General features: G+C 74.4%; 19 protein-coding genes. 5 read left to right on the top strand and 14 right to left on the bottom strand.

From position 1 onward, the window contains the following. Positions 1 to 40: 40 nt before the first annotated feature. Both AB0D32_RS02330 and AB0D32_RS02325 read left to right on the top strand, forming a co-directional pair. Positions 41 to 418, top strand: a complete 378-nt coding sequence (locus tag AB0D32_RS02330) for a DUF742 domain-containing protein (protein WP_091634396.1) — start codon at positions 41 to 43, stop codon at positions 416 to 418. Position 419: 1 nt separating this feature from the next. Further along, entirely contained in the window at positions 420 to 1013 is a 594-nt protein-coding gene (locus AB0D32_RS02325; protein WP_357083513.1) for an ATP/GTP-binding protein, read from the top strand. 156 nt (positions 1014 to 1169) lie between these two features. Here the strand turns inward: AB0D32_RS02325 and AB0D32_RS02320 are convergent, their stop codons facing one another. From AB0D32_RS02320 to AB0D32_RS02310, 3 genes are all read right to left on the bottom strand, one after another. Then, the gene (locus AB0D32_RS02320; protein ID WP_357083510.1) at positions 1170 to 2393 is read right to left on the bottom strand and encodes an ABC transporter substrate-binding protein; all 1224 of its coding nucleotides are present in this window, start codon (positions 2391 to 2393) and stop codon (positions 1170 to 1172) included. Positions 2394 to 2522: 129 nt separating this feature from the next. Beyond that, positions 2523 to 4940, bottom strand: a complete 2418-nt coding sequence (locus AB0D32_RS02315; RefSeq protein ID WP_357083507.1) for a transposase — start codon at positions 4938 to 4940, stop codon at positions 2523 to 2525. A gap of 40 nt (positions 4941 to 4980) precedes the next feature. Continuing rightward, on the bottom strand, positions 4981 to 5961 hold the full coding sequence (locus AB0D32_RS02310) for a DNA primase (RefSeq protein WP_357083504.1): 981 nt from the start codon (positions 5959 to 5961) through the stop codon (positions 4981 to 4983). Positions 5962 to 6078: 117 nt separating this feature from the next. Between AB0D32_RS02310 and AB0D32_RS02305 the strand changes: the two genes are divergently transcribed. Further along, complete coding sequence (locus AB0D32_RS02305; RefSeq protein ID WP_357083501.1) at positions 6079 to 6420, top strand: helix-turn-helix transcriptional regulator; 342 nt, start codon at positions 6079 to 6081, stop codon at positions 6418 to 6420. 17 nt (positions 6421 to 6437) lie between these two features. Here AB0D32_RS02305 and AB0D32_RS02300 read toward each other — a convergent pair whose 3' ends face one another. From AB0D32_RS02300 to deoC, 10 genes are all read right to left on the bottom strand, one after another. Next, positions 6438 to 7097, bottom strand: coding sequence for a permease prefix domain 1-containing protein (locus AB0D32_RS02300; protein ID WP_357083498.1), 660 nt, complete (start codon positions 7095 to 7097; stop codon positions 6438 to 6440). A 90-nt stretch (positions 7098 to 7187) separates the two neighbouring features. Beyond that, the gene (gene cydC / locus AB0D32_RS02295; protein WP_357083495.1) at positions 7188 to 8972 is read right to left on the bottom strand and encodes a thiol reductant ABC exporter subunit CydC; all 1785 of its coding nucleotides are present in this window, start codon (positions 8970 to 8972) and stop codon (positions 7188 to 7190) included. Beyond that, the gene (gene cydD / locus AB0D32_RS02290; RefSeq protein ID WP_357083491.1) at positions 8969 to 10648 is read right to left on the bottom strand and encodes a thiol reductant ABC exporter subunit CydD; all 1680 of its coding nucleotides are present in this window, start codon (positions 10646 to 10648) and stop codon (positions 8969 to 8971) included. The genes cydC and cydD overlap by 4 nt, the downstream gene beginning before the upstream one ends. Beyond that, complete coding sequence (locus tag AB0D32_RS02285; RefSeq protein ID WP_357083488.1) at positions 10645 to 11652, bottom strand: cytochrome d ubiquinol oxidase subunit II; 1008 nt, start codon at positions 11650 to 11652, stop codon at positions 10645 to 10647. Before AB0D32_RS02285 ends, cydD begins: the two co-directional genes overlap by 4 nt. Before the next feature lie 11 nt (positions 11653 to 11663). Continuing rightward, the gene (locus AB0D32_RS02280; protein WP_357083485.1) at positions 11664 to 12914 is read right to left on the bottom strand and encodes a cytochrome ubiquinol oxidase subunit I; all 1251 of its coding nucleotides are present in this window, start codon (positions 12912 to 12914) and stop codon (positions 11664 to 11666) included. Positions 12915 to 13147: 233 nt separating this feature from the next. Beyond that, the gene (locus AB0D32_RS02275; RefSeq protein WP_357083482.1) at positions 13148 to 14053 is read right to left on the bottom strand and encodes a M56 family metallopeptidase; all 906 of its coding nucleotides are present in this window, start codon (positions 14051 to 14053) and stop codon (positions 13148 to 13150) included. Between the two features lie 10 nt (positions 14054 to 14063). Then, positions 14064 to 14528 (bottom strand): BlaI/MecI/CopY family transcriptional regulator, encoded by a 465-nt coding sequence (locus AB0D32_RS02270; RefSeq protein ID WP_357083479.1) that lies wholly within the window; start codon positions 14526 to 14528, stop codon positions 14064 to 14066. Positions 14529 to 14698: 170 nt separating this feature from the next. Further along, positions 14699 to 15523, bottom strand: coding sequence for an aldehyde dehydrogenase family protein (locus AB0D32_RS02265; RefSeq protein WP_357083476.1), 825 nt, complete (start codon positions 15521 to 15523; stop codon positions 14699 to 14701). Beyond that, positions 15516 to 16946, bottom strand: a complete 1431-nt coding sequence (locus AB0D32_RS02260) for an aldehyde dehydrogenase family protein (RefSeq protein ID WP_357083472.1) — start codon at positions 16944 to 16946, stop codon at positions 15516 to 15518. Before AB0D32_RS02260 ends, AB0D32_RS02265 begins: the two co-directional genes overlap by 8 nt. 6 nt (positions 16947 to 16952) lie before the next feature. Further along, positions 16953 to 17912 carry a deoxyribose-phosphate aldolase gene (deoC, locus tag AB0D32_RS02255; RefSeq protein WP_357083469.1) on the bottom strand — a complete coding sequence of 320 codons (960 nt, stop codon included), beginning with the start codon at positions 17910 to 17912 and terminating at the stop codon, positions 16953 to 16955. Between the two features lie 134 nt (positions 17913 to 18046). Between deoC and upp the strand changes: the two genes are divergently transcribed. Next, positions 18047 to 18679, top strand: a complete 633-nt coding sequence (gene upp / locus AB0D32_RS02250) for a uracil phosphoribosyltransferase (protein WP_357083466.1) — start codon at positions 18047 to 18049, stop codon at positions 18677 to 18679. A 65-nt stretch (positions 18680 to 18744) separates the two neighbouring features. Further along, the gene (locus tag AB0D32_RS02245) at positions 18745 to 19422 is read left to right on the top strand and encodes a GPP34 family phosphoprotein (protein WP_357083463.1); all 678 of its coding nucleotides are present in this window, start codon (positions 18745 to 18747) and stop codon (positions 19420 to 19422) included. A 176-nt stretch (positions 19423 to 19598) separates the two neighbouring features. On the opposite strand, the gene AB0D32_RS02240 is transcribed toward AB0D32_RS02245, so the two are convergent. After that, positions 19599 to 21323, bottom strand: coding sequence for a phospho-sugar mutase (locus tag AB0D32_RS02240; protein ID WP_357083460.1), 1725 nt, complete (start codon positions 21321 to 21323; stop codon positions 19599 to 19601). Position 21324 lies beyond the last annotated feature (1 nt).

Below are 21324 nucleotides of genomic sequence, written 5' to 3'. Positions count from 1 at the left end.
TCCGGAGCCGGTGCCGGGTGCGAAGGAGGTGAGCGGCGACATGGCCGATCGTGACGAACCGACCGGAGCGTTGGTCCGTCCATACGCCGTGACCCGTGGTCGTACCCGCCCGCGCCTCGACATCGCGCTGGAGGCGCTCGTCGAGACGACGGTGCGCGGCCGCGCCGCTGCCACTGGCAACGGCGGTCAGGGCCGCGAGCACCAGTACATCGCCGCGCTGTGTGATGGACGTGTGCAGTCGCTCGCCGAGATCGCGGCGCGGATGCAGCTCCCGCTCGGTGTGGCCCGGGTGCTCATCGCCGACATGGCGACGGACGGCCTGGTCGCGGTCCACGAGCCGACCATTCTGGACGACTCGGACGACGCGGTGGGCACTGAACTGCTGGAGAGGGTGCTGAGTGGACTTCGCAGGCTCTGACATGTCGCACCGCCCGCCGACCCCGAGTGGGCGCGTGACGTCGGCGAAGATCGTTATCGCCGGGGGATTCGGCGTCGGCAAGACGACGTTGGTCGGCTCGGTCTCGGAGATCACGCCGCTGACGACCGAGGCCATCATGACCTCCGCCGGCGTGGGCGTCGACGACACCCGGCAGGTGCCGGGCAAGACGACGACCACGGTGGCGATGGACTTCGGCCGCATCTCGATCGATCGTGACCTGATTCTGTACCTGTTCGGTACGCCGGGTCAGACCCGGTTCTGGTTCATGTGGGACGAGTTGGTCCGCGGCGCGATCGGTGCGGTCGTGCTGGTGGACACCCGTCGGCTGGCCGACTGCTTCGCGGCGATCGACTTCTTCGAACACCGGCGGCTGCCGTACCTGGTGGCCATCAACTGCTTCGACGGGATGCAGTACCACGACCCGCAGGACGTGCGGGACGCGCTCGCGATCTCCGGCGACGTGCCGGTGGTGGCCTGCGACGCCCGCAACCGGGAGTCGACGAAGCACGTGCTGATCTCGCTGGTCGAGTACGTGCTGACCATGCGGCGCTCGCGCGCCGTGACGCCGGCCTGATCGACGCGACGGGCACCCGGTGGACGGCCTCGGCCGCCACCGGGTGCTCGTCGCTGCCCGGGCCAGTTCACCCGCACCGCTGCCGTCTCCGAGTGGACGAGGGCACGGCCCAGCTCGCCCATGCCCTGCTGTTCCGGCGCTGCCGGGCCGACGGGGTCAGGACACCCGTGCCCAGGCGCCCGCGCTGACGGTGTAGATGCCCAGCGAGCCCTGGTCCATGCCGCCGTGCCGGATGGGGGTGAAGGAGTACATCCCCGCCATCCCCTCGGTGACCTGGTTCTGTAGGAACGCCCGGATCCGTCCACGGTCGACGCTGGTGGCGAGCCGCGCGGCGTCGGCGATCAGCTGCACCGCGTCGGACGCGTACGGGGCGAAGCCGTTGAACCCGCCGTGCAGCTGGACGTAGCGGTAGATGAACTCCTTGCGGTCCAGCGCCGACATCGTCGTGTTGGCGAGCATCGCCCCGCCCAGCGAGGTCGGATGGACGGCGTACGCGCCCTCCATGACGGCAGCGTTCTCACCCTCCAGGGTCTGCTCGGCGACCGCGCCCGCGTCGAGGAACACCGGCCCGTCGTAGCCGGCCCGGCGCAGCGCCCCGACGGCGGCGGCCGAGTCCGGGGCGGTCGCCCAGACCACCACCGCGTCGGGGCGGGAGCCTGTCGCCGCCCTGGCCGCCCGGCGGGGGTCCTCGCCGGTGCGGGGCAGCCGGGTGGCGGAGGCCAGTGTCACCCGGGCCGTGCGCAGGGCCCCGGTCATCGCCCGTACGCCGGAGTCGCCGTGCAGGCCGTCAGCGGCCAGCAGCGCCACCCGGGACAGCCGCTGTGAGGCGACGAGCCGGGCGAGCCGCCGAGCCATGTCGCCGGCGTCCGGAGTCATCTTGTAGACGTACGTCCGTTGCGCCAGCGGCAGCACGATCCCGTCGCCGAAGGCGAGGGAGAGGAACGGCACCCGCTCCTGCTGCGCGACCCCGACCAGCGCCATCGAGGTCTCGGCCATGGTGCCGCCGACCAGGGCGTGCACGCCGGCGTCCTGGGCTAGTTCGGTGGCCTGCCGGGCCGCCAGCGCGGGATCGCCGGTGTTGTCCCGCAGCTCCACCCGTACGGCGCGGCGGAGGTTGCCGACCGGCACGCCCTTGGCGTTGAGCGACTCCAGGGTGATCTCCAGCGCCCGCTGCTGGAGCACGCCGAGCGCGGCGCCGGGACCGGTCAGCTCCAGGCTGACCCCGATCCGCAGCTCCTGACCGCTCGGCACGGACGTCCTGACCGGACCGCCCTGACCCGCCTCGCCGCGCCCGCAGGCGCTGAGCAGGAACGTGCCCGCCGTCGCGGCCAGCAGGCCACGGCGGGTCAGTGCGGAGGAGCCGGTTGCCGATGTCGCCATGAGTCGCCTTCCCACCCGGCGACCCCTGCCGCCGGCTGTTCAGCCGGTATGCTCCCGGCCACCGAGACCCGGCGTCAAATTATCCGGGTGTGGGTATGGACACGCAGGTGAGAGGCGGTTTTCCGGCGGTCAGGAGCGGTAGCCGGCGGAGCGGTACTCGTATTCGCGGTCGTCGTCGCGATCACCCGTGTCGCGGGTGAAGTCCCAGCCGCCGGCGGCCTCCCGACCGGGCCGGCCACCGACCGCGAACCCGCCGATCTCCTGCCCCCGGCGCCAGCCGCGGAAGTAGCCGGTGGTGTTCTCGGCGAGGCTCGCCGCGTCGCGGACGATCCGCAGTGGCCGCTCGTCCCGCAGCGGGGAACCGGGAACGAGGTTGGCCTGGGGGACCCGCTTGGGCAGCCCGGCCGGGGTCTCGGCGCCGACCGCCGGGCGGGCCGCCTGCTCGGCCGCCTGCCAGCCGGTGTCCGCCTTCGACGACCAGTCCAGGTCGGACTCGTCGTCGTGCCCGACGAACCAGGCGGACTTGGCCTGGGCGAAGATCAGCAGGTCGCCGTCGCCCTCGTCGGACACGGGCGGGGGGCGACGCTCCACCGGGGGTGCCGGCCGGTAGTCGGCCCCCGGCCGCTCGTCACGGGGGACCGGCCGGCCCCTGCGCGCGGCCTCCTCGCGGTCGACCAGCCGCAGCGGGGGCGTCTCGGGCTGCGCGTCGGCGGCCGGGCCCGTCCCGCCACGCAGCGCGCGGTCGGCCAGCGGCGGGGGCTCGACCAGCCGGAGCACCGGGGGCTCCTGGGGCAGGTCGTCGGCCAGCCAGGGCGGGGTGACCCGGCGCTCCGCCCCCGGATCGGTCGGGGCGTCGACGCCCCGACCGCCACGGTCGCCGTAGGAGCCGACGACCGGGTTCGTGGCGGAACTGTCGGCCGGGTCCTCCGGGTTGTTGACCAGCGGCCAGTTCGCCCGGGAACCGGGGGGAGCGGCGTCCGCCCGGGCAGCCGGGTGGGTGGCCTCGTGGCCGGGGCGTGGCGTGGGCACGGGCACGCTGAGGTCGGTGGCGCTGAAGCCGCCCGTGGGCGGGGTCGACTCGCCGTTGGTCTTGGGGCGGGGCGGGATCACGGTGCGCTGGCGCTCGGCGCGGGCGCTCTGGATCGCCGCGGTGGTCAGGGTGGGGCGGAACGGCTCCCCAGCCTCGGCCGGCGGCACCGTGCCCCGCTGTGCCGGGGCGATGGGGGTGATGCCCGGTGGGGGAGGCGGCGGTGCGGACACCGGGCGGTTGGTCGGGCCGTCGATCCGGCTCGGCAGCGGCCCCGGGCGTGCGGGGGGCGCGGAGACCGGGGGACCGGCAACGGCGGCCGGCGTCATCGGCGCCGGGGCGACCGGTGGCGGGGCGAGGGGGGTCGGGGCGACCGGCGGCGGGCCGAGCGGCCGGGGGGCGGGGGGAGGCGTCGCACCGGAGAGGGGCTCCGGCCTGCTCCGGCGCCCGCCGGTCGGGGCCTGCTCGGGCTCGGCGGGACGGAGGGCACGCAGGCCACCGGCCGGGGTGAGGCCGGACAGGCCACCGGCGGGGGTGCGGCCGGGCACGTCGCCGAGCGGTTCGTCGTGCCGGGTGGCGGCGCGGCGCCCCGGGGCCGGCGCGACGGGCGTGCCGACCCGGTCGTTGAGCGCGCCGACCAGGGCTTGGCAGCCGGCGTCGCAGGCCCGGACGGAGGCGACGGCCTGCCGCACGGTCTCCGCCACTGCGGAGGTGAGGGCGCGGTTCACGGTGGCGCGCCGGGGCGTCTCACTGACGGCGACCCGCAGGGCGGTCACCGCGTCGGCGAGTTCGTCGCTGTCGGCGACCCCGTCGGCGGCGAGGCGCGCCGCGACCGCGTCGGCGGAGACCGGGACGTCGCCGTCCCGACCCACGACGCCGGTCAGCATGCTGGGCTCCGGCAACGCGTCCAGCACGGCCAACGAGACCGGCTCGGCCGGGTCCGGGTACGCGCGCAGCGCGGCCGGATAGAGCTCGCGGAGCACCTCGCGCAGCGTGACGGCGGCGGAGTGCCGGCCGCTGGCCAGGGCGGCGTGCGCGGCGAGGACCTGCTTGTAGCCGGCGAGGTCGCGGGGGGTGGGGAGGGTGACGGCGGAGAGGGCGCCGGCCTGTAGGGCGCGGGCGAGGCCGACGGCACGCCGCTCGGCCGCGGGCGAGTGCATCTCCTCCAGGGAGTCGTCGTCGGCGAACCGCTCGGCGAAGTCGTCGACGGAGTCGTCGTCGGCGATCGCCAGTGGACGACCGGCGGCGCTGAGCAGCGAGGTGACCGTGTGGTCGTCGCTGTCGGCGGCGATGGCCGCACCGCTCGGCCCGCCCGACCGCTCCACGAGCAGCGCGACCAGCTGGGCGTAGCCAGCGGGGTCGTCGCCGATCTCGCAGACGAGCAGCAGACGGCCTGCGTCGTCGACCACAGCGGACGTCAGCGTCGAACCGGCCGAGGCCGGTCGGTCGGCCGGATCCGCCGAGGCCAGACCGCAGTACACGCGCACGAGCGCCACGGCGTCGTCCTCCTCCCGGGACACAAGGCTTTCACTGCCAGAGACTGATGCTCCCCGTAAAGGGTCAGTCGCGCCAGTCCACCACCGCAGAGATCTTGCCGACAATGGTGCGCCAACCCAAACTTGCGGTTTGTGCCCCGATTTTCTTCAGCCGGCGCCGACCGAAGAAAGCGCCGACGCCGCCGTTGACCGTGGCGCGCAGGGATTCGTCCAGGTCATCGAGGCTGGAGCCGGCGGAGAGCATGTCCAGCACCGCCGGCAGCCGCAGCGCGTACGCCAGGTCGCGGGCCACCTCACCGGCCTCGATGAGCAGCGTCGGATCCCAGGTGTCGTGCCCGCCGCGGAGATTCTCCACGACCAGGTCGAGCTCGTAGATGTCCTCTTCGAGCGGCGCGATGTCGGCCGGCTCCACCCGTTCGGACAATTCATTCCAGCTGTCCAGCTGAGACAGGTCGTTCGGTGCCCCGGAACGGATGAAACTGACCAGCGACTCAGGAGTCTGGAAGAGCAGCAGCTTTCCGCGGTGGCTGAGGAAGGCCGGCACCTCCTCGTCGCCCGCCTCGTCCTTGTCCGCGGCGTCGGTCTCGGCGTCCTCGTCGTCGGTCGCGTCGCGGCGGCGGCCCTTGGCCTCCTCCTCGTCGTCGGTCGCGTCGCGGCGGCGGCCCTTGGCCTCCTCCTCGTCGCTCTCGGCGAACTCCTGCGCGACCTCCTCGTCGAGGATGACGACGGCCTCGTCGTCCTCCTCGTCGTCCTCCGCGGCCTGGCGGCGGGCCAGGAACGGGTCGTCCTGGTCGCGCTCGGCGACGTCGGTCGGGGTCAGCTCGCGCGCCGGCCGGTACGCCCGCAGCGTGTAGCCGGTGCCAGCGGGCAGCGCGATCTCCACCGGGTCGATCCGCAGCTCGTCCCAGAGGGCGCGGGCGGCCTCGGCCGAGACCGTTGCGGTGTCGGACTCGGCCGGGGCGTCGTCGAGCTCGGGCTCGTCGGCGTCGGGCCGTTGGGGCGACTGACGGGCCACGCTGACCTCCGTGTGCTTCGGGTTGCCCACCCGCCGGCGTCCGCCGCCGACGAGTGACTCTGGGCACATACCCTAATGGGCTACTCCGGGTGACCGGTGCCGCACCCCGGTGGCGGAGCGGGCCACCGACAAGTAGCGTTGCTACACATGAAGGCCCAGGCGCTGCACGGACACCTCGACGCGCTGCTGCTGGCGGTGCTCGAACAGGGCTCGCTGCACGGCTACGCGATCATCGAGGCGCTACGCAACCGCAGCGACGGTCAGCTCGACCTGCCGACCGGCACCATCTACCCGGCGTTGCGGCGGCTGGAGCGGGCCGGCCACGTGGCCAGCACCTGGAGCACCGTCAACGGGCGGGAACGGCGGACGTACGAGCTCACCGACGAGGGCCGGCGGGCGCTGGCCGGGGAGCGGTCCGGGTGGCGCGAGTTCCGCTCCACCGTCGGCCGGTTCCTCGACACCGACGCGCCGCCGGCCGCGCCGGCCTGAGGGGTCGTCTCCGCGGGTCAGCGGGTGGCGAGCAGCCAGGTGCGGGCGGCCCGGCCGAGCCAGAAATAGCCGGCGGCGGCCACCACCACTCCGATGATCATGGGTGGCCAGGTGAGTGCGGCCTCCCAGAGGCCGATCGACCACCCGAAGAGTGCCGAGCCGGTCAGCACGCCGAGGGAGAGGACCCCGGCCAGGGCCGCGCCCACCCACCGGTCGGTGGCACCGCCGCGCCGCGCCGACCGGCGGGCCCGCAGCAGGCCGACCGCGGCCAGCACGAACGCCGCGCCCCAGATCCACCCCACCGACGCCGACAGGAACTGGTAGCCGGCCGGCGGCGGGGAGCCACTCCAGCCCGACCCCTGCCAGGTGAGGTCGCCGGCGACGAACGCGACCGTGGCGAGCGCGATGACCCGCAGCGACAGCCCCCGTAGCGCACCCGCCGCGAGCTCCGCCTGGTAGGCGGGGGCGAGCTGCGACGGCGAGCCGAACTCGGCCACCGCCCGGCGCTGCGCCTCCGCCGCCGGCAGCCCGTCCTCCCGGTACGCGTCGACGGCGTCCAGCAGCCCGTGTCGCGCCTCGGTCAGCAGGTCGGACTTCAGCCGGCGCGGCCCACGCAGGTGCGCGCCCAGCTCCCGCAGCCGTTCCTCCACCATCGTCGTGTCGATCTCGCCCCGCATGGCCCCACCCTGTCACGGTCGCCGCCGGACGTCGTCCGGGACAACCCTGGCCCGACCCGGAGCCGGCGGGCGGGACGGGTCGGGCGGAGATCAGGGCCGCAGCGCCAGGTAACCGCGTTCGGCCGCCTCCTGGATCAGCCACTGGTCCCGGTACCAGCCGGGGGTGGCGACCAACTCGGCGTGCCGGCCGCGCTGGGCCACCCGGCCGGCGTCCAGGACCACGATCTCGTCCAGTTCGGCGAGTCCGCTGAGCCGGTGGCTGATCAGCAGCACGGAGCGCCCGGCCGGGGTGGCCGCCAGCGCGGAGGCGAGCACCGCGTCGGCGGCGGCGGGGTCGAGCCCCTCGGTCGGCTCGTCGAGCACCAGCACACCCGGTGCCGCGAGCAGCGCCCGGGCCAGCGCGAGCCGCTGCCGCTGGCCGCCGGAGAGCTGGCCGCCCTCTTCGCCGACCACGGTGTCCCAGCCGTCCGGCTGCTCGCGTACCCAGTCCAGCAGGCCGGCCGCCGCGGTCGCCGCCGCCAGCTCCTCCTCGTCGGCGTCGGGCCGCCCGAGCAGCAGGTTCTCCCGCACGGTGGCATGGAACACGTACGCCTCGGCGAGCAGTCCGCCGACGGCGCGGGGCAACTCCTCGACCCGGTACGCCGACAGTTCCCGCCCGTCGAGGGTGATCCGCCCGTGCGCGGGGCGCACCACGCCGGTGAGGACGGCCGCCAGGGTGCTCTTGCCGGCACCGCTCGGCCCGACCACCGCCACCCGGCGACCGGGCGGCAGTTCCAGGCTGAACCCGTCCAGGGCGGGCGGAGCGCCCTCCCGGTACCGGACGGTCACCTCCTCGAACCGCACCTCGTACGGCCCGGGGCCGACCTGCGCGCCGTCGGACGCGGTCGGGTCGGCCGGGGCGTCCAGCAGCGCTGCCACCCGGGTAAGGCCGGTCCGGAGCTGGGTCCACTGCCGGGCGGCACCGACCAGCGCCAGCGCGATCTCCACGGCGGCCAGCGTGCCGACCGCCAGGACGCCGACGAGCACCCCGCCCACGCCGTCGGCGAGTGCGGCGAGCACCACCGCGCCGGCGGTCAGCCCGGCCACCAGCACCCCGGCCGCGTCGACCGCGAAGCCGGTGGCGGCGAGCCGCCGTTCCAACCGGGCCAGCCGCCCGGCCCGTGCCCCGGCAGCCTCCAGCGCGTGCCCGGTGGCGCCGAACGCGGCCAGGTCGGCGGCGCCGTGGGTGAGGTCGACCGCGTCGGTGGCGAGAGCGCCGCGCAGCGGCGCCAGTTCGGCGGCGGCGCGCCGGGTCACCGCGGTGGCCAGCGCGGGCAGCGCGACCCCGGCGACCAGCAGCCCGACCGCGAGCACCCCGGCGGCGGCCGGCGACATCAGCGCCGCCCCGCCGACCGCGACCACGCTGACCAGCGCCGCCGCTGATGCCGGCACCAGCACCCGCAGCAGCAGGTCCTGGACGGCCTCCACGTCGGACACGAGCCGGCTCAGCGCGTCGCCGGAGCGCTGCCGTGCCGTCGGGCGGGCGGCGAGGGAGCCGAAGACCCGGGCGCGGACGTCGGTGATCAGCCGCAGCACGGCGTCGTGCCCGGCGAGTCGTTCGGTGTAGCGGAGCACTCCCCGGCTGATCGCCAGCGCCCGGACCGCCACGATCGCCACGGTGAGGCGGTCCAACGGGGGGCGGCCGGCGGCGCTCATCAGCAGCCAGGTCGCGGTGGCCATCAGGGCGAGGCCGGCGAACTCGGTCGCGGCGGCGAGCAGTCCCGCGCCGAGCAGCCGGTTCAGGTACGGCCGGGCCAGCCGCAGCACGGCCCGCTCGGCGGAGCCGGCACGACCCGGCGCGGGCCGGGTGCCGGACGGCACGGTCTCGTCGGTCATCGGGTCGCCTCCCCGGCCGACGTGGGCGTCAGCTCCGTGACCCGGCCGTCCTCGATCCGCAGGATCCGGTCCGCGTCGGCGAGCAGCGCCGGCCGGTGCGCCACCAGCAGCGACGTCCGCCCCGCCACCAGGCGGCGGGTGGCGTCGAGGACGACCGCCTCGGCGGCGGTGTCCAGCCGTGCGGTCGGCTCGTCGAGCAGCACCACGGGTGCGTCCCGCAGGAACGCGCGGGCCAGGGCGACCCGCTGCCGCTGCCCGCTGGACAGGCCGTGCCCGCGCTCGCCGAGCACGGTGTCCAGCCCGTCGGGCAGCCCGGCGACCACGTCGTCCAGGGCGGCGTCGTGGACCGCCGTGGCGAGCGCGGCGTCCGGGGTGTCCGGGGCGCCGAGCCGGATGTTGTCGGCCAGCGAGGCGGCGAAGAGGTGAGCCCGCTGCGGCACCCAGGACACCTGGCGGCGCCAGCCGTCACCGTCGACGTCGGCCAGGTCCGTTCCGCCGACGGTGACCCGGCCGGTGGTCGGGGCGACGAAGCCGAGCAGCAGGCCGAGCAGGGTGCTCTTGCCGGCGCCGCTCGGGCCGATCACCGCGACGCGCTCGCCCGGTCGGATGGTCAGCGTGACGTCGCGCAGGGCGGTGGTGCGCTCGTACGCCACGGTCACCGCCTCGAACCGGATCTCGCCGTGGCCGTCGGGGGTGGCCGCGGCCTCGCCGCGCGGCGTCGGCGCGGGGGCGGCGGCCGACAGGGTGAGCGCCTCGTCCAGCGCGGTGAGCCCCTCCATGCTGGCGTGGAACCGGGAGCCGGCCGCCCGGAGCGGCAGGTACGCCTCCGGCGTGAGCAGCAGCACCAGCAGCGCGGTCTGCAGGGTCAGCCCGCCGCCGAGCAGCCGTACGCCCACCGGCACGGCGACCAGCGCCACCGAGAGGGTGGCCACCAGCTCCAGCACCAGGGCGGACAGGAACGCGATCCGCAGCGTCTTCATGGTCGCCACGCGGTGACCGTCGGCCATCCGGCGGACGGCCTCGGTCTGCGTCCGGGCCCGCCCGAACGCGCGCAGCGTGGGCAGCCCGGCGACCATGTCGAGGAAGTGCCCGCCGAGCAGGGAGAGCCGCCGCCACTGCCGTTCGGTGGCGGCCTGCGCCTGCCAGCCGAGCAGGGCGCCGAAGATCGGGATCAGGGGCAGGGTGGCCGCGATGATGAGCGCCGAGCTCCAGTCGGCGACGAAGATGCGGGCCAGCACGGCGAGCGGCACGGTGACGCTGAGCACCAGCTGCGGCAGGTAGCCGGTGAAGTAGGCGTCCAGCGCGTCCAGCCCGCGCCCGGTCAGCGTGGCGAGCTGCCCGGCGCGCTGACCGGCGACCCAGCCGGGACCGTGCCGCCCGACCGCCCCGAGCAGGTCCGCGCGCAGCGCCGCCTTGACCGTCGCCGCGACCCGCGCCGACACCGTGCCCTGTGCCCAGACCAGCAGCGAGCGGGCGGCCACCGCGCCGGCGAAGCCAGCCAGCGCGGGCCGGTCGAGCCGCCCGTCGAACGCGGTCGCCAGCAGCGCGGCCAGCGTGGTCGCCTGCGCGACGACCAGCCCCGCGGCCAGCACGCCGAGCAGCGCGAGCACGGCGAGGTCGCGCCGGGCCCCCGGGACCCGGCGCAGCAGACGCGGGTCGAAGGGACGGCGGTTCACCAGTACACCGGTGCCCTGCCGTCGGTCCGTCCCCGGAACACCCACCAGCACATCGCCTGAAAGCCTAGTAGGGCCGGCATGAGCGGCAGCGTCAGCCAGCCCAACAGCCGCAGTGTGGGGGTGCTGGCCGCCGCGTCGGCCACGGTCAGCGACGCGCCCGGATCGACCGTGGAGACCAGCGCGTAGGGCCAGATCGTCGCGCCGACCAGCGCAACCGGCAGCGCCAGGGCCGCGCAGGTGGCGGCGAAGGCCAGCCCCGGCCGCCGCCGGGCGAGCGCCACCCGGGCCGCCAACAGCGCCGTGACCAGCAACGACAGCAGCAGTACGCCCACCACCGGCTGCCCCGCGGCGGCGCGTACGTCGGCGGAGAGCAGGCCGAGGGCGGTGGCCGCGCCGACGGCGGTAAGCGCCACCGGGACGAGCCTGGCGGCCAGCCGCCCGACCGGCGCGGCGTCGGCGGCGGGCAGCCGGAGCGTGAGGAAGGTCGCACCGTGCAGCGCGACCAGCGCGACGACGGCGAGCCCGGCGGCGGCCACGAACGGGGTGAAGAGGTGGGTCACCCCGGCGACGTGGCCGTCGGCGTGCAGCGGTACGCCCTGGAGCATCCCCGCCAGCACGGCACCCCAGCCGAGCGCGGCGAGCACGCTGCCGACCACCACGATCCGGTCCCACCAGGCGCGGGCCTGCTGCCCGGCGGGGCGGCTGCGCAGCTGCACGCCGGCGGTCACCAGGACCACCCCCGTCAACGCGCCGAACACGGCCGGGTAGAAGCCGGAGAGCAGTTCCCCCTCCAGTACGGGGAAGGCGCCGAACAGGATGCCGACGGCGGCCACCAGCCAGACCTCGTTGCCGAGGAAGAACGGGCCGACCGCGTTGAGTGCGGCGCGGCGGCGGGCCGGGTCGGTGCCCCGGGCGAGCAGCAGGCCGACGCCGTAGTCGTAGCCGCCGAGCACCAGGTAGACGGCGAAGAAGAGGCCGAGCAGGGCGTACCAGGCGAGTTCCACGGTCGTCTCCCTCAGGCGAAGGCGGGCTCGGGGCGGGGGTCGGCCGGCGGCTGGTTCGGGCGGCGGCCCAGGGCCGGGTCCTCCGCGCCCCGGGCGGCGTGCCGGGCCAGCAGCACCCAGTTGGTGACGGCGAGGGTGCCGAGCAGCAGGCTGAAGCCGATCAGCGAGGCGAGCATCAGCCACGGGCTGACCGGCGACACCGCCTGGTCGACGGGCAACAGCCCGTACGCGGCCCAGGGCTGGCGGCCGACCTCGCGGGCGATCCAGCCGAGGATCACCGCGACGAACGGCAGCGGCAGGGCGAACAGGATGATCCACAGCGGTACGCGCAGCCGGATCACCCAGTCCCGCCAGAGCAGCGGGAGCAGCAGCCAGAGCAGGCCGAGTGCGAAACCGATCAGGATCATGAAGCCGAGACCGACGTTGGCGAGTGCCGGCGGGGTGTAGTCACCGGGGCCGAACCGGGCGGTCCAGTCGGCGACCAGTGGTTCGGCGGCGGCGCTGTCGCCGAACTTGGTGGGCTGCACGTCCCCGATCGCGAAGAACTGGGCGAAGCCGAAGCCCTGCACGAAGAAGATCGCCACCGCCGAGGTGACCAGGCCGATCCGCAGTCCCTTACGGTGCAACGCGAAGTCGGGGGTGCGCCGGAGTAGGTGCCACGCGCTGACCGCCGCCATCAGCATCCCGCCCACCAGCAGGGCTGCCGTGACGACGTGCCCGAGCGCCATGTGGAGGGTGGGGTTGTCCAGCAGCGCGGAGAAGTCGGTGAGGTGGGCGACCCCGTCGCGCACCTCGTGGCCGACCGGGTTCTGCAGCCAGGAGTTCGCCACCATGATCCAGAACGCGGAGGCGTACGCGGTGATCGCGACGCCCCAGAGCAGGGCGAGGTGGACGCCCCGACGCAGCCGGTGCCAGCCGAAGATCCACATGCCGAGGAACGTCGACTCCAGGAAGAAGGCGACCAGCGTCTCGATGGCCAGCGGCGCGCCGAAGACGTTGCCGACGTAGCGCGACAGGCCGCTCCAGTTCAGCCCGAACTGGAACTCCATCACGATGCCGGTGGCGATGCCGAGCACGTAGTTGATCACGTAGAGCTGGCCCCAGAACCGGGTCAGCCGCCAGTAGACCGGCTTCCCGGTCAGCACGGCTGTGGTCTGCAACCCCACCAGCAGGGTGACCAGGCCGAGGGTCACCGCCACGAACAGGAAGTGGATCGAGGTGGTGGTGGCGAACTGCAGGCGGGCGAGGAGCAGGGTGTCCATGGCCGGCTCTCCGTACGGTTGGCTCACTTTTCGTAGCGAGCCTACACGTAGGTAGCCTACATGTAACTACTATGGCCTGTCGTAGTGATTCTACGACGAGTCGTAGTAGTTGTGGGGGCCGTCGAGGTGCGGGACGGGTTCCAGCATGGCCGTACGCCATCCACGCAGCGGTAACTCCGGCGGGCGCGGTTCCAGGGCGGGGCACGGGGCGGCCGAACGACCGGCCCGCCCCGTCAGCTCAGGAAGAGGGAGATCGGCAGGGCGGCCACGCTGGTCGCCACAGCCAGCGCGGTGGCACCGAGCAGCCGGGGCGGCCGGTCGGCGACGAAGAGCCGCTGCACCCGGACGTCGAGGTCCCGGTCGCCCAGCCCGAGGGTGCCGGCCGGGGCGATCCGGTTACCGGCGGCGGCGAAGCGGCGCAGCGCGCCGGCCAGCGGGGCGTCGGCGTGCGCCTCCCGGGCCTTGTCGTCGGCCCGCATCTCGACCAGCAGGGCGACCCGCTCGTGCGCCTCCCGGACCCAGGCGAACCACGGCAGCGCCCGGCTGAGCGCGGTGAACGGCAGCAGGACCAGGTCGTGCCGTTCCTGGGCGTGCGCCCGCTCGTGGGCGAGGACGGCCGCCAGTTCGGCGCTGTCCAACAGGTCGAGGGTGCCGGCGCTGACCACGACCCGGGGCTTCATCCCCGGCAGGCAGTACGCCGCCGCGCTCGGATGGTCGAGCACCAGCGCGCCGGGCACCGTCGGGTCCCGGCGGGCGACCAGGGCGAGCAGGTCCCGGTGCCGGCGCTGGGCGCGTACGGTGCCGTGGATGCTGCGCACGGTCGTGGTCAGCAGGACCGCGCCGATGCCGAAGCCCACCCCGACGGCGGCCAGGTGCGGCGCGCCCAGCCCGACGGGCAGGGTGCCGTGGCTCAGGTCGGTGGCGAGGGCGACCAGCGCGCTGCCGGTCGGGCGGTCGTAGGCGGCCAGGCCCAGCGCCATCGGCACGCCCATGGCGGAGAGCCCGAGGGCCAGCCCGACCGCCTGCCAGCAGACGATCGCCACGCGGGGGCTGCGCCATGTCCAGGTGGAGCGGGCCAGCACCTGCGCGGTCAGCCAGCAGGCCAGCATCGACGCGGCGAAGTGCAGGGCGTACGCCACGACCGCTGCCCTACCGGTCCGTTGCCTTGTCGACCCGCCCCCGCCGGCCGATTCCGTCGGCCGACGGCGCCTCGACCCGGTCGGTCAGCGCGGCCCCGCCGCTCCCGGTCCCGTGGGCCTCGGCGCCGAGGGCGGCGCGCAGCACCTCGGCCTCGGTGCCGGTCACCGAACGGGCGAAGCGCACCAGCGCGGCGTCCCGGCTGCCGCCGAGGTCGAGGGCGTCGAGCATGAGCTGGGCGATGTGCGCCTCGCGGCTGGCGGCGGCCCGGTAACGCCAGGCCCGCCCCTCACGTTCACGCTGCACCATGCCCTTTCCGGCCAGCCGGTCCAGCACGGTCATCACCGTCGTGTACGCGAGTTCGCGACCGTCGAGCGCGTCGGCCACCTCCCGCACGGTGATCCCGTCCGACGTGCCCGGGACCGAGTCCCACAGCACGTCCATCACCGCACGTTCGAGATCACCAAGCCGAGTCACACCGCAATCCTACCCCCGGTAGTAGACCCCGCCCCGGCCAGCACCCCAGAGCTGACCCCTCCCGCGGACCTGCCCGCGGACGGTTTTCCGGAGAGCCCCGCCCGCGCAGGGATCAAGCCTGACCGCCCGGAGCGGGCGGGGCTCCCCGGAAAACCCCAGGCCAGAACCCGTCACACCCCCTTGGGATGCCAGACCGTCTTCGTCTCCAGCAGCGCGGTCATCCGGGTGACGCCCGGGTCGGCGGACCAGTCGTGGTCGGCCGGGACCGGCCGCAGCACCCGCTTGAGGTTCTGTGCCGCCTTGACCTCCAGCTCCGTCGCCAGCTCGGCGTCGGCCACCCCGGTCAGGTCGATGGCGTTGACGTCCATGTGGGCGGCCAGCGCCGGCACGGTCTCGGTGATCCGCCCGGTGAGCAGGTTGACCACCCCGCCGGGCAGGTCGGAGGTGGCGAGCACCTCGGCCAGGGTCACCGCCGCCAGGGGCTGCGTCGGCGAGGTCGCCACCACCACGGTGTTGCCGGTGACGATCGCCGGGGCGATCACGCTGACCAGGCCGAGCAGCGCCGGGGACTCCGGCGCCACCACGGCCACCACGCCGGTCGGCTCGGGCGCCGACAGGTTGAAGTACGGCCCGGCGACCGGGTTGGCGCCGCCGTACACCTGGGGGAGCTTGTCGGACCAGCCGGCATACCAGACCCAGCGGTCCACGGCCGCGTCGACCTCGTCGCCGGGCACGCCGAGGGCGACGAACTGCTCGCGCCGGCCCTCCAGCATCTCGGCGACCCGGTAGAGGATCTGACCCCGGTTGTACGCGGTCGCCCCGGCCCAACCCTTGACGGCGGCACGGGCGGCGACGACGGCGTCCCGCGCGTCCTTACGAGACGCGAGAGACACGTTGGTGTCCTGCACGAGATACGACCGTCCCGACTCGCTGCGCGGGAACTTCCCGCCGATGAAGAGCTTGTACGTCTTGCGTACCGCGACCCGCTCAGACATTGAGGTAGCCCTCCAGCCCGTGCCGGCCGCCTTCGCGACCGTAGCCCGACTCCTTGTAGCCGCCGAACGGCGAGGTGGGGTCGAACTTGTTGAACGTGTTGGCCCAGACCACGCCGGCGCGCAGCCGGTCGGCCATCCACAGGATCCGGGAGCCCTTGTCGGTCCAGATCCCGGCCGACAGCCCGTACGGCGTGTTGTTGGCCTTCTCGACGGCCTCGGCCGGGGTGCGGAACGTCAGCACGGACAGCACCGGGCCGAAGATCTCCTCGCGGGCGATCCGGTGCGCCTGGGTGACCCCGGTGAAGATCGTCGGCGCGAACCAGAAGCCGCGCTCCGGCAGCTCGCACGGCGGCGACCAGCGCTCGGCGCCCTCGGCGGACCCGGCCTCGGACAGCTCCCGGATCCGCGCCAGCTGGGCGGCCGAGTTGATGGCGCCGATGTCGGTGTTCTTGTCCAGCGGGTCGCCGACGCGCAGCTGGGCCATCCGCCGCTTCAGCGACTCCAGCACCCGGTCGGCGACGTTCTCCTGGACGAGCAGCCGGGAACCGGCGCAGCAGACGTGCCCCTGGTTGAAGAAGATCCCGTTGACGATGCCCTCGACGGCCTGGTCGACCGGGGCGTCGTCGAAGACGATGTTGGCCGCCTTGCCGCCCAGCTCCAGGGTGAGCTTCTTGCGGGTGCCCGCGACGGCGCGGGCGATGGCCCGGCCCACCTCGGTCGAGCCGGTGAAGGCGACCTTGTCCACGCCGGGGTGCTCGACCAGTGCCCGGCCGGTCTCGCCGGCGCCCGTGACGATGTTGACCACGCCGGCCGGCAGGTCGGCCTGCTGGCAGATCTCGGCGAAGAGCAGCGCGGTCAGCGGGGTCGTCTCGGCCGGCTTCAGCACCACCGTGTTGCCGGCGGCCAGCGCCGGCGCGATCTTCCACGCCAGCATCAGCAGCGGGAAGTTCCACGGGATGACCTGCGCGGCCACGCCCAGCGGCTTCGGGTCGGCGCCGAACCCGGCGTGCGGGAGCTTGTCGGCCCAGCCGGCGTAGTAGAAGAAGTGCGCGGCGACCAGGGGCAGGTCGACGTCGCGGGACTCCTTGATCGGCTTGCCGTTGTCGAGCGACTCCAGCACGGCCAGCTCGCGCGAGCGCTCCTGGACGATCCGGGCGATCCGGAACAGGTACTTCGCCCGGTCGCGGCCCGACATCGGACCCCAGACCTTCTCGTACGCCGCGCGGGCGGCGCGGACGGCGCGGTCCACGTCCTGCGCGCCGGCCTCGGCGACCTCGGCGAGCACCTCCTCGGAGGCCGGGTTGACCGTCTTGAACGTGCCGCCGTCGGCGGGGTCGACGAACTTCCCGTCGACGAACAGCCCGTAGGAGGCTTTGAGATCCACCACCGAGCGGGACTCGGGGGCGGGTGCGTATTCGAACATCGGCTCTCAGTCCAGGGTGAAGTAGTCGGGACCGGAGTAGGTGCCGGTCGTCAGCTTGGTGCGCTGCATGAGCAGGTCGTTGAGCAGGCTGGAGGCGCCGAACCGGAACCAGTCCGGGTCCAGCCAGTCCGCGCCGACGGTCTCGTTGACCATCACCAGGTACTTGATGGCGTCCTTGGTGGTCTTGATGCCGCCGGCCGGCTTCACGCCGACCTGCCGGCCGGTGGCGGCCCGGAAGTCGCGGACCGCCTCCAACATCACCAGCGTCACCGGCGGGGTGGCCGCGACCGGCACCTTGCCGGTGGAGGTCTTGATGAAGTCGCCGCCGGCCAGCATCGCCAGCCAGGAGGCGCGCCGAACGTTGTCGTACGTGGCCAGCTCGCCGGTCTCCAGGATGACCTTGAGGTGGGCGTCCCCGCAGGCCTCCTTGGTGGCCACGATCTCGTCGTAGACCTCCGAGTAGCGGCCGGCGAGGAAGGCCCCCCGGTTGATCACCATGTCGATCTCGTCGGCGCCCGCCGCCACGGCGGCCCGGGTGTCGGCGAGCTTGACCTCGAGCGGGGCCTGGCCCGACGGGAAGGCGGTCGCCACGCTCGCCAGGTGCACCTTACTTCCGCGCAGTACCTCGGCCACGTGCCCGACCATCGCCGGGTAGACGCAGACCGCGCCGACGTGCGGGCAGGACGGGTCGGCCGGGTCGGGGCGCAGCGCCTTGGCCGCGAGGGCCCGCACCTTGCCGGGGGTGTCCGCCCCCTCCAGTGTGGTCAGGTCGACCATCCGGATCGCAAGGTCGATGGCCTGGGCCTTGGCGGTGGTCTTGATGGAGCGGGTGCCGAGCTGTGCCGCCCGCTGCTCCGCGCCCACCTGGTCCACGCCGGGTAGGCCGTGCAGGAAGGTCCGCAGAGCGGTCTCGGATCGTCCCAACTCGGAGAGCTCCGACCGGGCCGACGTCGCTGTCGCCGTCATGCACCGAAGTCTACGCGTCCGACCGACGAGTGATCTTGGTCACGGTGCCGTCGGCCGGCCCGGTGGTGAGCGGAATCGCGGCTCCGCCCGCACCCCGCAGTGCCGGAGCGGGCGGACCGGTAGGTTGAGCGATCGTGGACGTACACGTCATTGACCATCCGCTCGCCCAGTCACGGCTGACCGCCATGCGGGACGCGCGCACCGACTCCTCCTCGTTCCGGGCGGCGCTGCACGAACTCACCACCATGCTGGTGTACGAGGCCGCGCGCTCGTTCCCCGTCGAGAAGTACCCGGTGCAGACCCCCGTCACCAGCACCGAGGGCACCCGGCTGGCCAACCCGCCGCTGCTCGTGCCGGTGCTGCGGGCCGGCCTGGGCATGGCCGACGCCGCGCTCGGCCTGCTGCCGGAGTCCTCGATGGGCTTCGTCGGCCTGGCCCGGGACGAGGAGACGTACGAGCCGCGCGCCTACATGGAGTCGCTGCCACGGGACCTGAGCGGCCTGCCGGTGCTGGTGCTCGACCCGATGCTCGCCACCGGCGGCTCGCTGGAACACTGCTGCCGGCTGCTCGCCGACCGGGGCTGCACCGACATCACCGTGCTCTGCGTGCTCGCCGCGCCCGTCGGCATCGAGCGGCTGGAGCGCTCCGGCCTGCCGTTGCGCCTCGTCACCGCCTCGATCGACGAGGGTCTCAACGACATGATGTTCATCGTGCCGGGGCTCGGCGACGCCGGCGACCGTCAGTTCGGTGGGATGCCCCGCTTCTGAGGTCCGCCGCGCGGCTGCGCGCGAGTCCGTGCGCGGGATGCGCGCAGCCGCTACCGTTCCGGGCCATGACTGGTGTTGCGCTCGCCGAAGAGCTGCTTCTCCTCGCGTACGACGACGAGACCGGCAAGGCGACCATGCCGCGGATCAGCCTCGACCTGGGGATGGCTGCCGCGGTGCTGATCGAACTGGCCCTGGCCGGGCGGGTCGTGTACTCCGAGGGAACCCTGGCGGCGGTGGACCCGACGCCCATCGGCGATCCGCTCGCCGACGGGGTCCTCGACCGCATCGCCGCCGACACGCCGCGCAGCCCCGCGTCCTGGGTGCAGCGGCTACGACACGGCCTGCGCGACAAGATCCTCGGCGACCTGTGCGCCCGGGGCGTGGTGCGGGACGTCGACGAGACCGAACTGGGCTTCATCCACGTGCACCGCTACCCGACGGTGGACCCCGCCGTCGAGGCGGACACCCGCCGCCGGCTCGCCGAGGCGCTGGCCAGCGGCGAACTGCCCGACGAGCGGACGGCCGCCCTGGCCACCCTGGTCGCGGTCCTGCGGATGGAGCCGGCGCTCGGCCTGACCGGCGAGGCGGCCCTGGAGGCCCGACACCGGCTGGAGGAGATCGCGGGCGGCGCCGGTTTCTCCGGCACCGTCAGCCTGGACGACTCCGTCGTGCGCCCCTCGGTAGGCCTCGTCGTGGCCGCCCTGGGCCACGCCGTGAACGCCGCCCTGGGCCCCCGCCCCTGACCCACCCACCCCACCCACCCCACCCCCTTGCCTGCGGCCCCCGCCGCCCGTCAGCTGCGGTGATCAAGAGGTTTGCGTCTCGGGGAAGCACGTTCCAGGACGCAAACGTCTTGATCGACAACGGCGGGTGCGAGGGTGGGCGGGGAGGTGGGGGTGGGTGTGGGGTGGGGTGAGGGTTAGAGGGCCAGGGTGGTGGCGATTTCGGTGCGGAGGGTGGTTATCGCGTTCGTGGCGCGGGTGCGGGCCGCGGCGACGTCGCCGTTCGTCACCGGCTCCACCACCTCCAGGTACGCCTTGAGCTTCGGTTCGGTGCCGGAGGGGCGGATCACCACGCGGGCGGCGTCGGTGCGCAGGATCACCACGTCCGCCTCGGGGAGCAGGTCCCGGGCCTCGGTGACCGGCTGCCCGAGCAGCGCGGTCGGCGTCGCGGCCCGGATCCGGGCCATCGCGTCGGCGATCAGCCGCAGGTCGTCCACCCGCACCGAGTACTGGTCGGTGTGGTGTACGCCGAACTCGGCGGCCAGCTCGTCCAGCCGGTCGGTCAGGGTGCGGCCCTGCGCCTTGAGCCCGGCGGCCAGCTCGGCGACGGTCAGCGCGGCGGTGATGCCGTCCTTGTCGCGTACGTGCTCCGGGGCCACGCAGTAGCCGAGCGCCTCCTCGTAGCCGAAGACCAGCGGTGCGGTCCCGCCACCGGCCCGCACGATCCACTTGAACCCGGTCAGCGTCTCGTCGTACGGCAGGCCCCGGGCGGCACACATCGCCCGCAGCAGGGACGACGACACGATCGTGGTGGCGTACAGGCCGGTCACGCCGCGCCGCATGAGGTGGTCGGCCAGCAGCACGCCCACCTCGTCGCCGCGCAGCATCCGCCAGCCGGACGGGTTCCCGGTCGGCCCGTCCGGGCCGGCGACCTCGCCGCCCGCGCTCGCCGCCGGCCCCGTGTCCCGTACGGCCACCGCGCAGCGGTCGGCGTCCGGATCGTTGGCGATGGCGATGTCCGCCCCGGTCGACTCGGCGAGCGCGACCAGCAGGTCCACCGCCCCCGGCTCCTCGGGGTTGGGGAAGGAGACGGTCGGGAACGCCGGGTCCGGTTCCGCCTGCTCGGGCACCATCCCGGGCACCGGGAAGCCCGCCCGGGCGAACACCGCGGTGAGCACCGCCGCTCCCACCCCGTGCAGCGGCGTGTACGCCACGGTCAGGTCGCGCGACCCGTCCGGGTCGATGACGGCGGTGGCCCGCTCCACGTAGGAGGTCACCAGGTCGTCGCCGAGCACCTGCCCGGCCGGCCCGAGCGGCACCTCGGCCAGCGGGCCGACCGACCGGATCGCGGCCTCGATGCCGGCGTCGGCCGGCGGCACGATCTGGGCGCCCGCGCCGAGCGCCCCGCCCAGTTCCGCGCCGAGGTAGACCTTGTAGCCGTTGTCCTGGGGCGGGTTGTGGCTGGCGGTCACCATCACCCCGGCGACGGCCCCGAGGTGGCGCACCGCGTAGGCGAGCACGGGGGTGGGCAGCGGGCGGGGCAGCAGCAGCGCCGGGCGTCCGGCGCCGGTGGCGACCTGGGCGGTCCGTTCGGCGAACTGCCGGGAGCCGTACCGGGCGTCGTACCCGATCACCAGCGGGCCGGAGCCGCCCTGGGCGGCGAGCCAGCCGACCAGCCCGGCGGCGGCCTGGGTGACCACCGCGAGGTTCATCCCGTTCGGGCCGGCGCGCAGCGGGCCGCGTAGCCCGGCGGTGCCGAAGGTCAACGGGCCGGCGAACCGGTCGGCCAGCTCCGGGGCGCTCGCCGGCAGGCGGTCGAGCACCGCCTGTAGCTCGTCCCGGCTGGCCGGGTCGGGGTCGTCGTCGAGCCAGCGCCGGGCTTGCTCGCGAATGTCATCGATGTCAGTGGTTTCCGCCGGCATG

The sequence above is a fragment of the Micromonospora sp. NPDC048170 genome (assembly GCF_040652795.1).
In the GTDB taxonomy this organism is placed as follows: Bacteria; Actinomycetota; Actinomycetes; order Mycobacteriales; family Micromonosporaceae; genus Micromonospora.
Note: the sequence above shows the minus strand (reverse complement) of the source record. Positions and strands in the feature narration are given on the sequence as shown.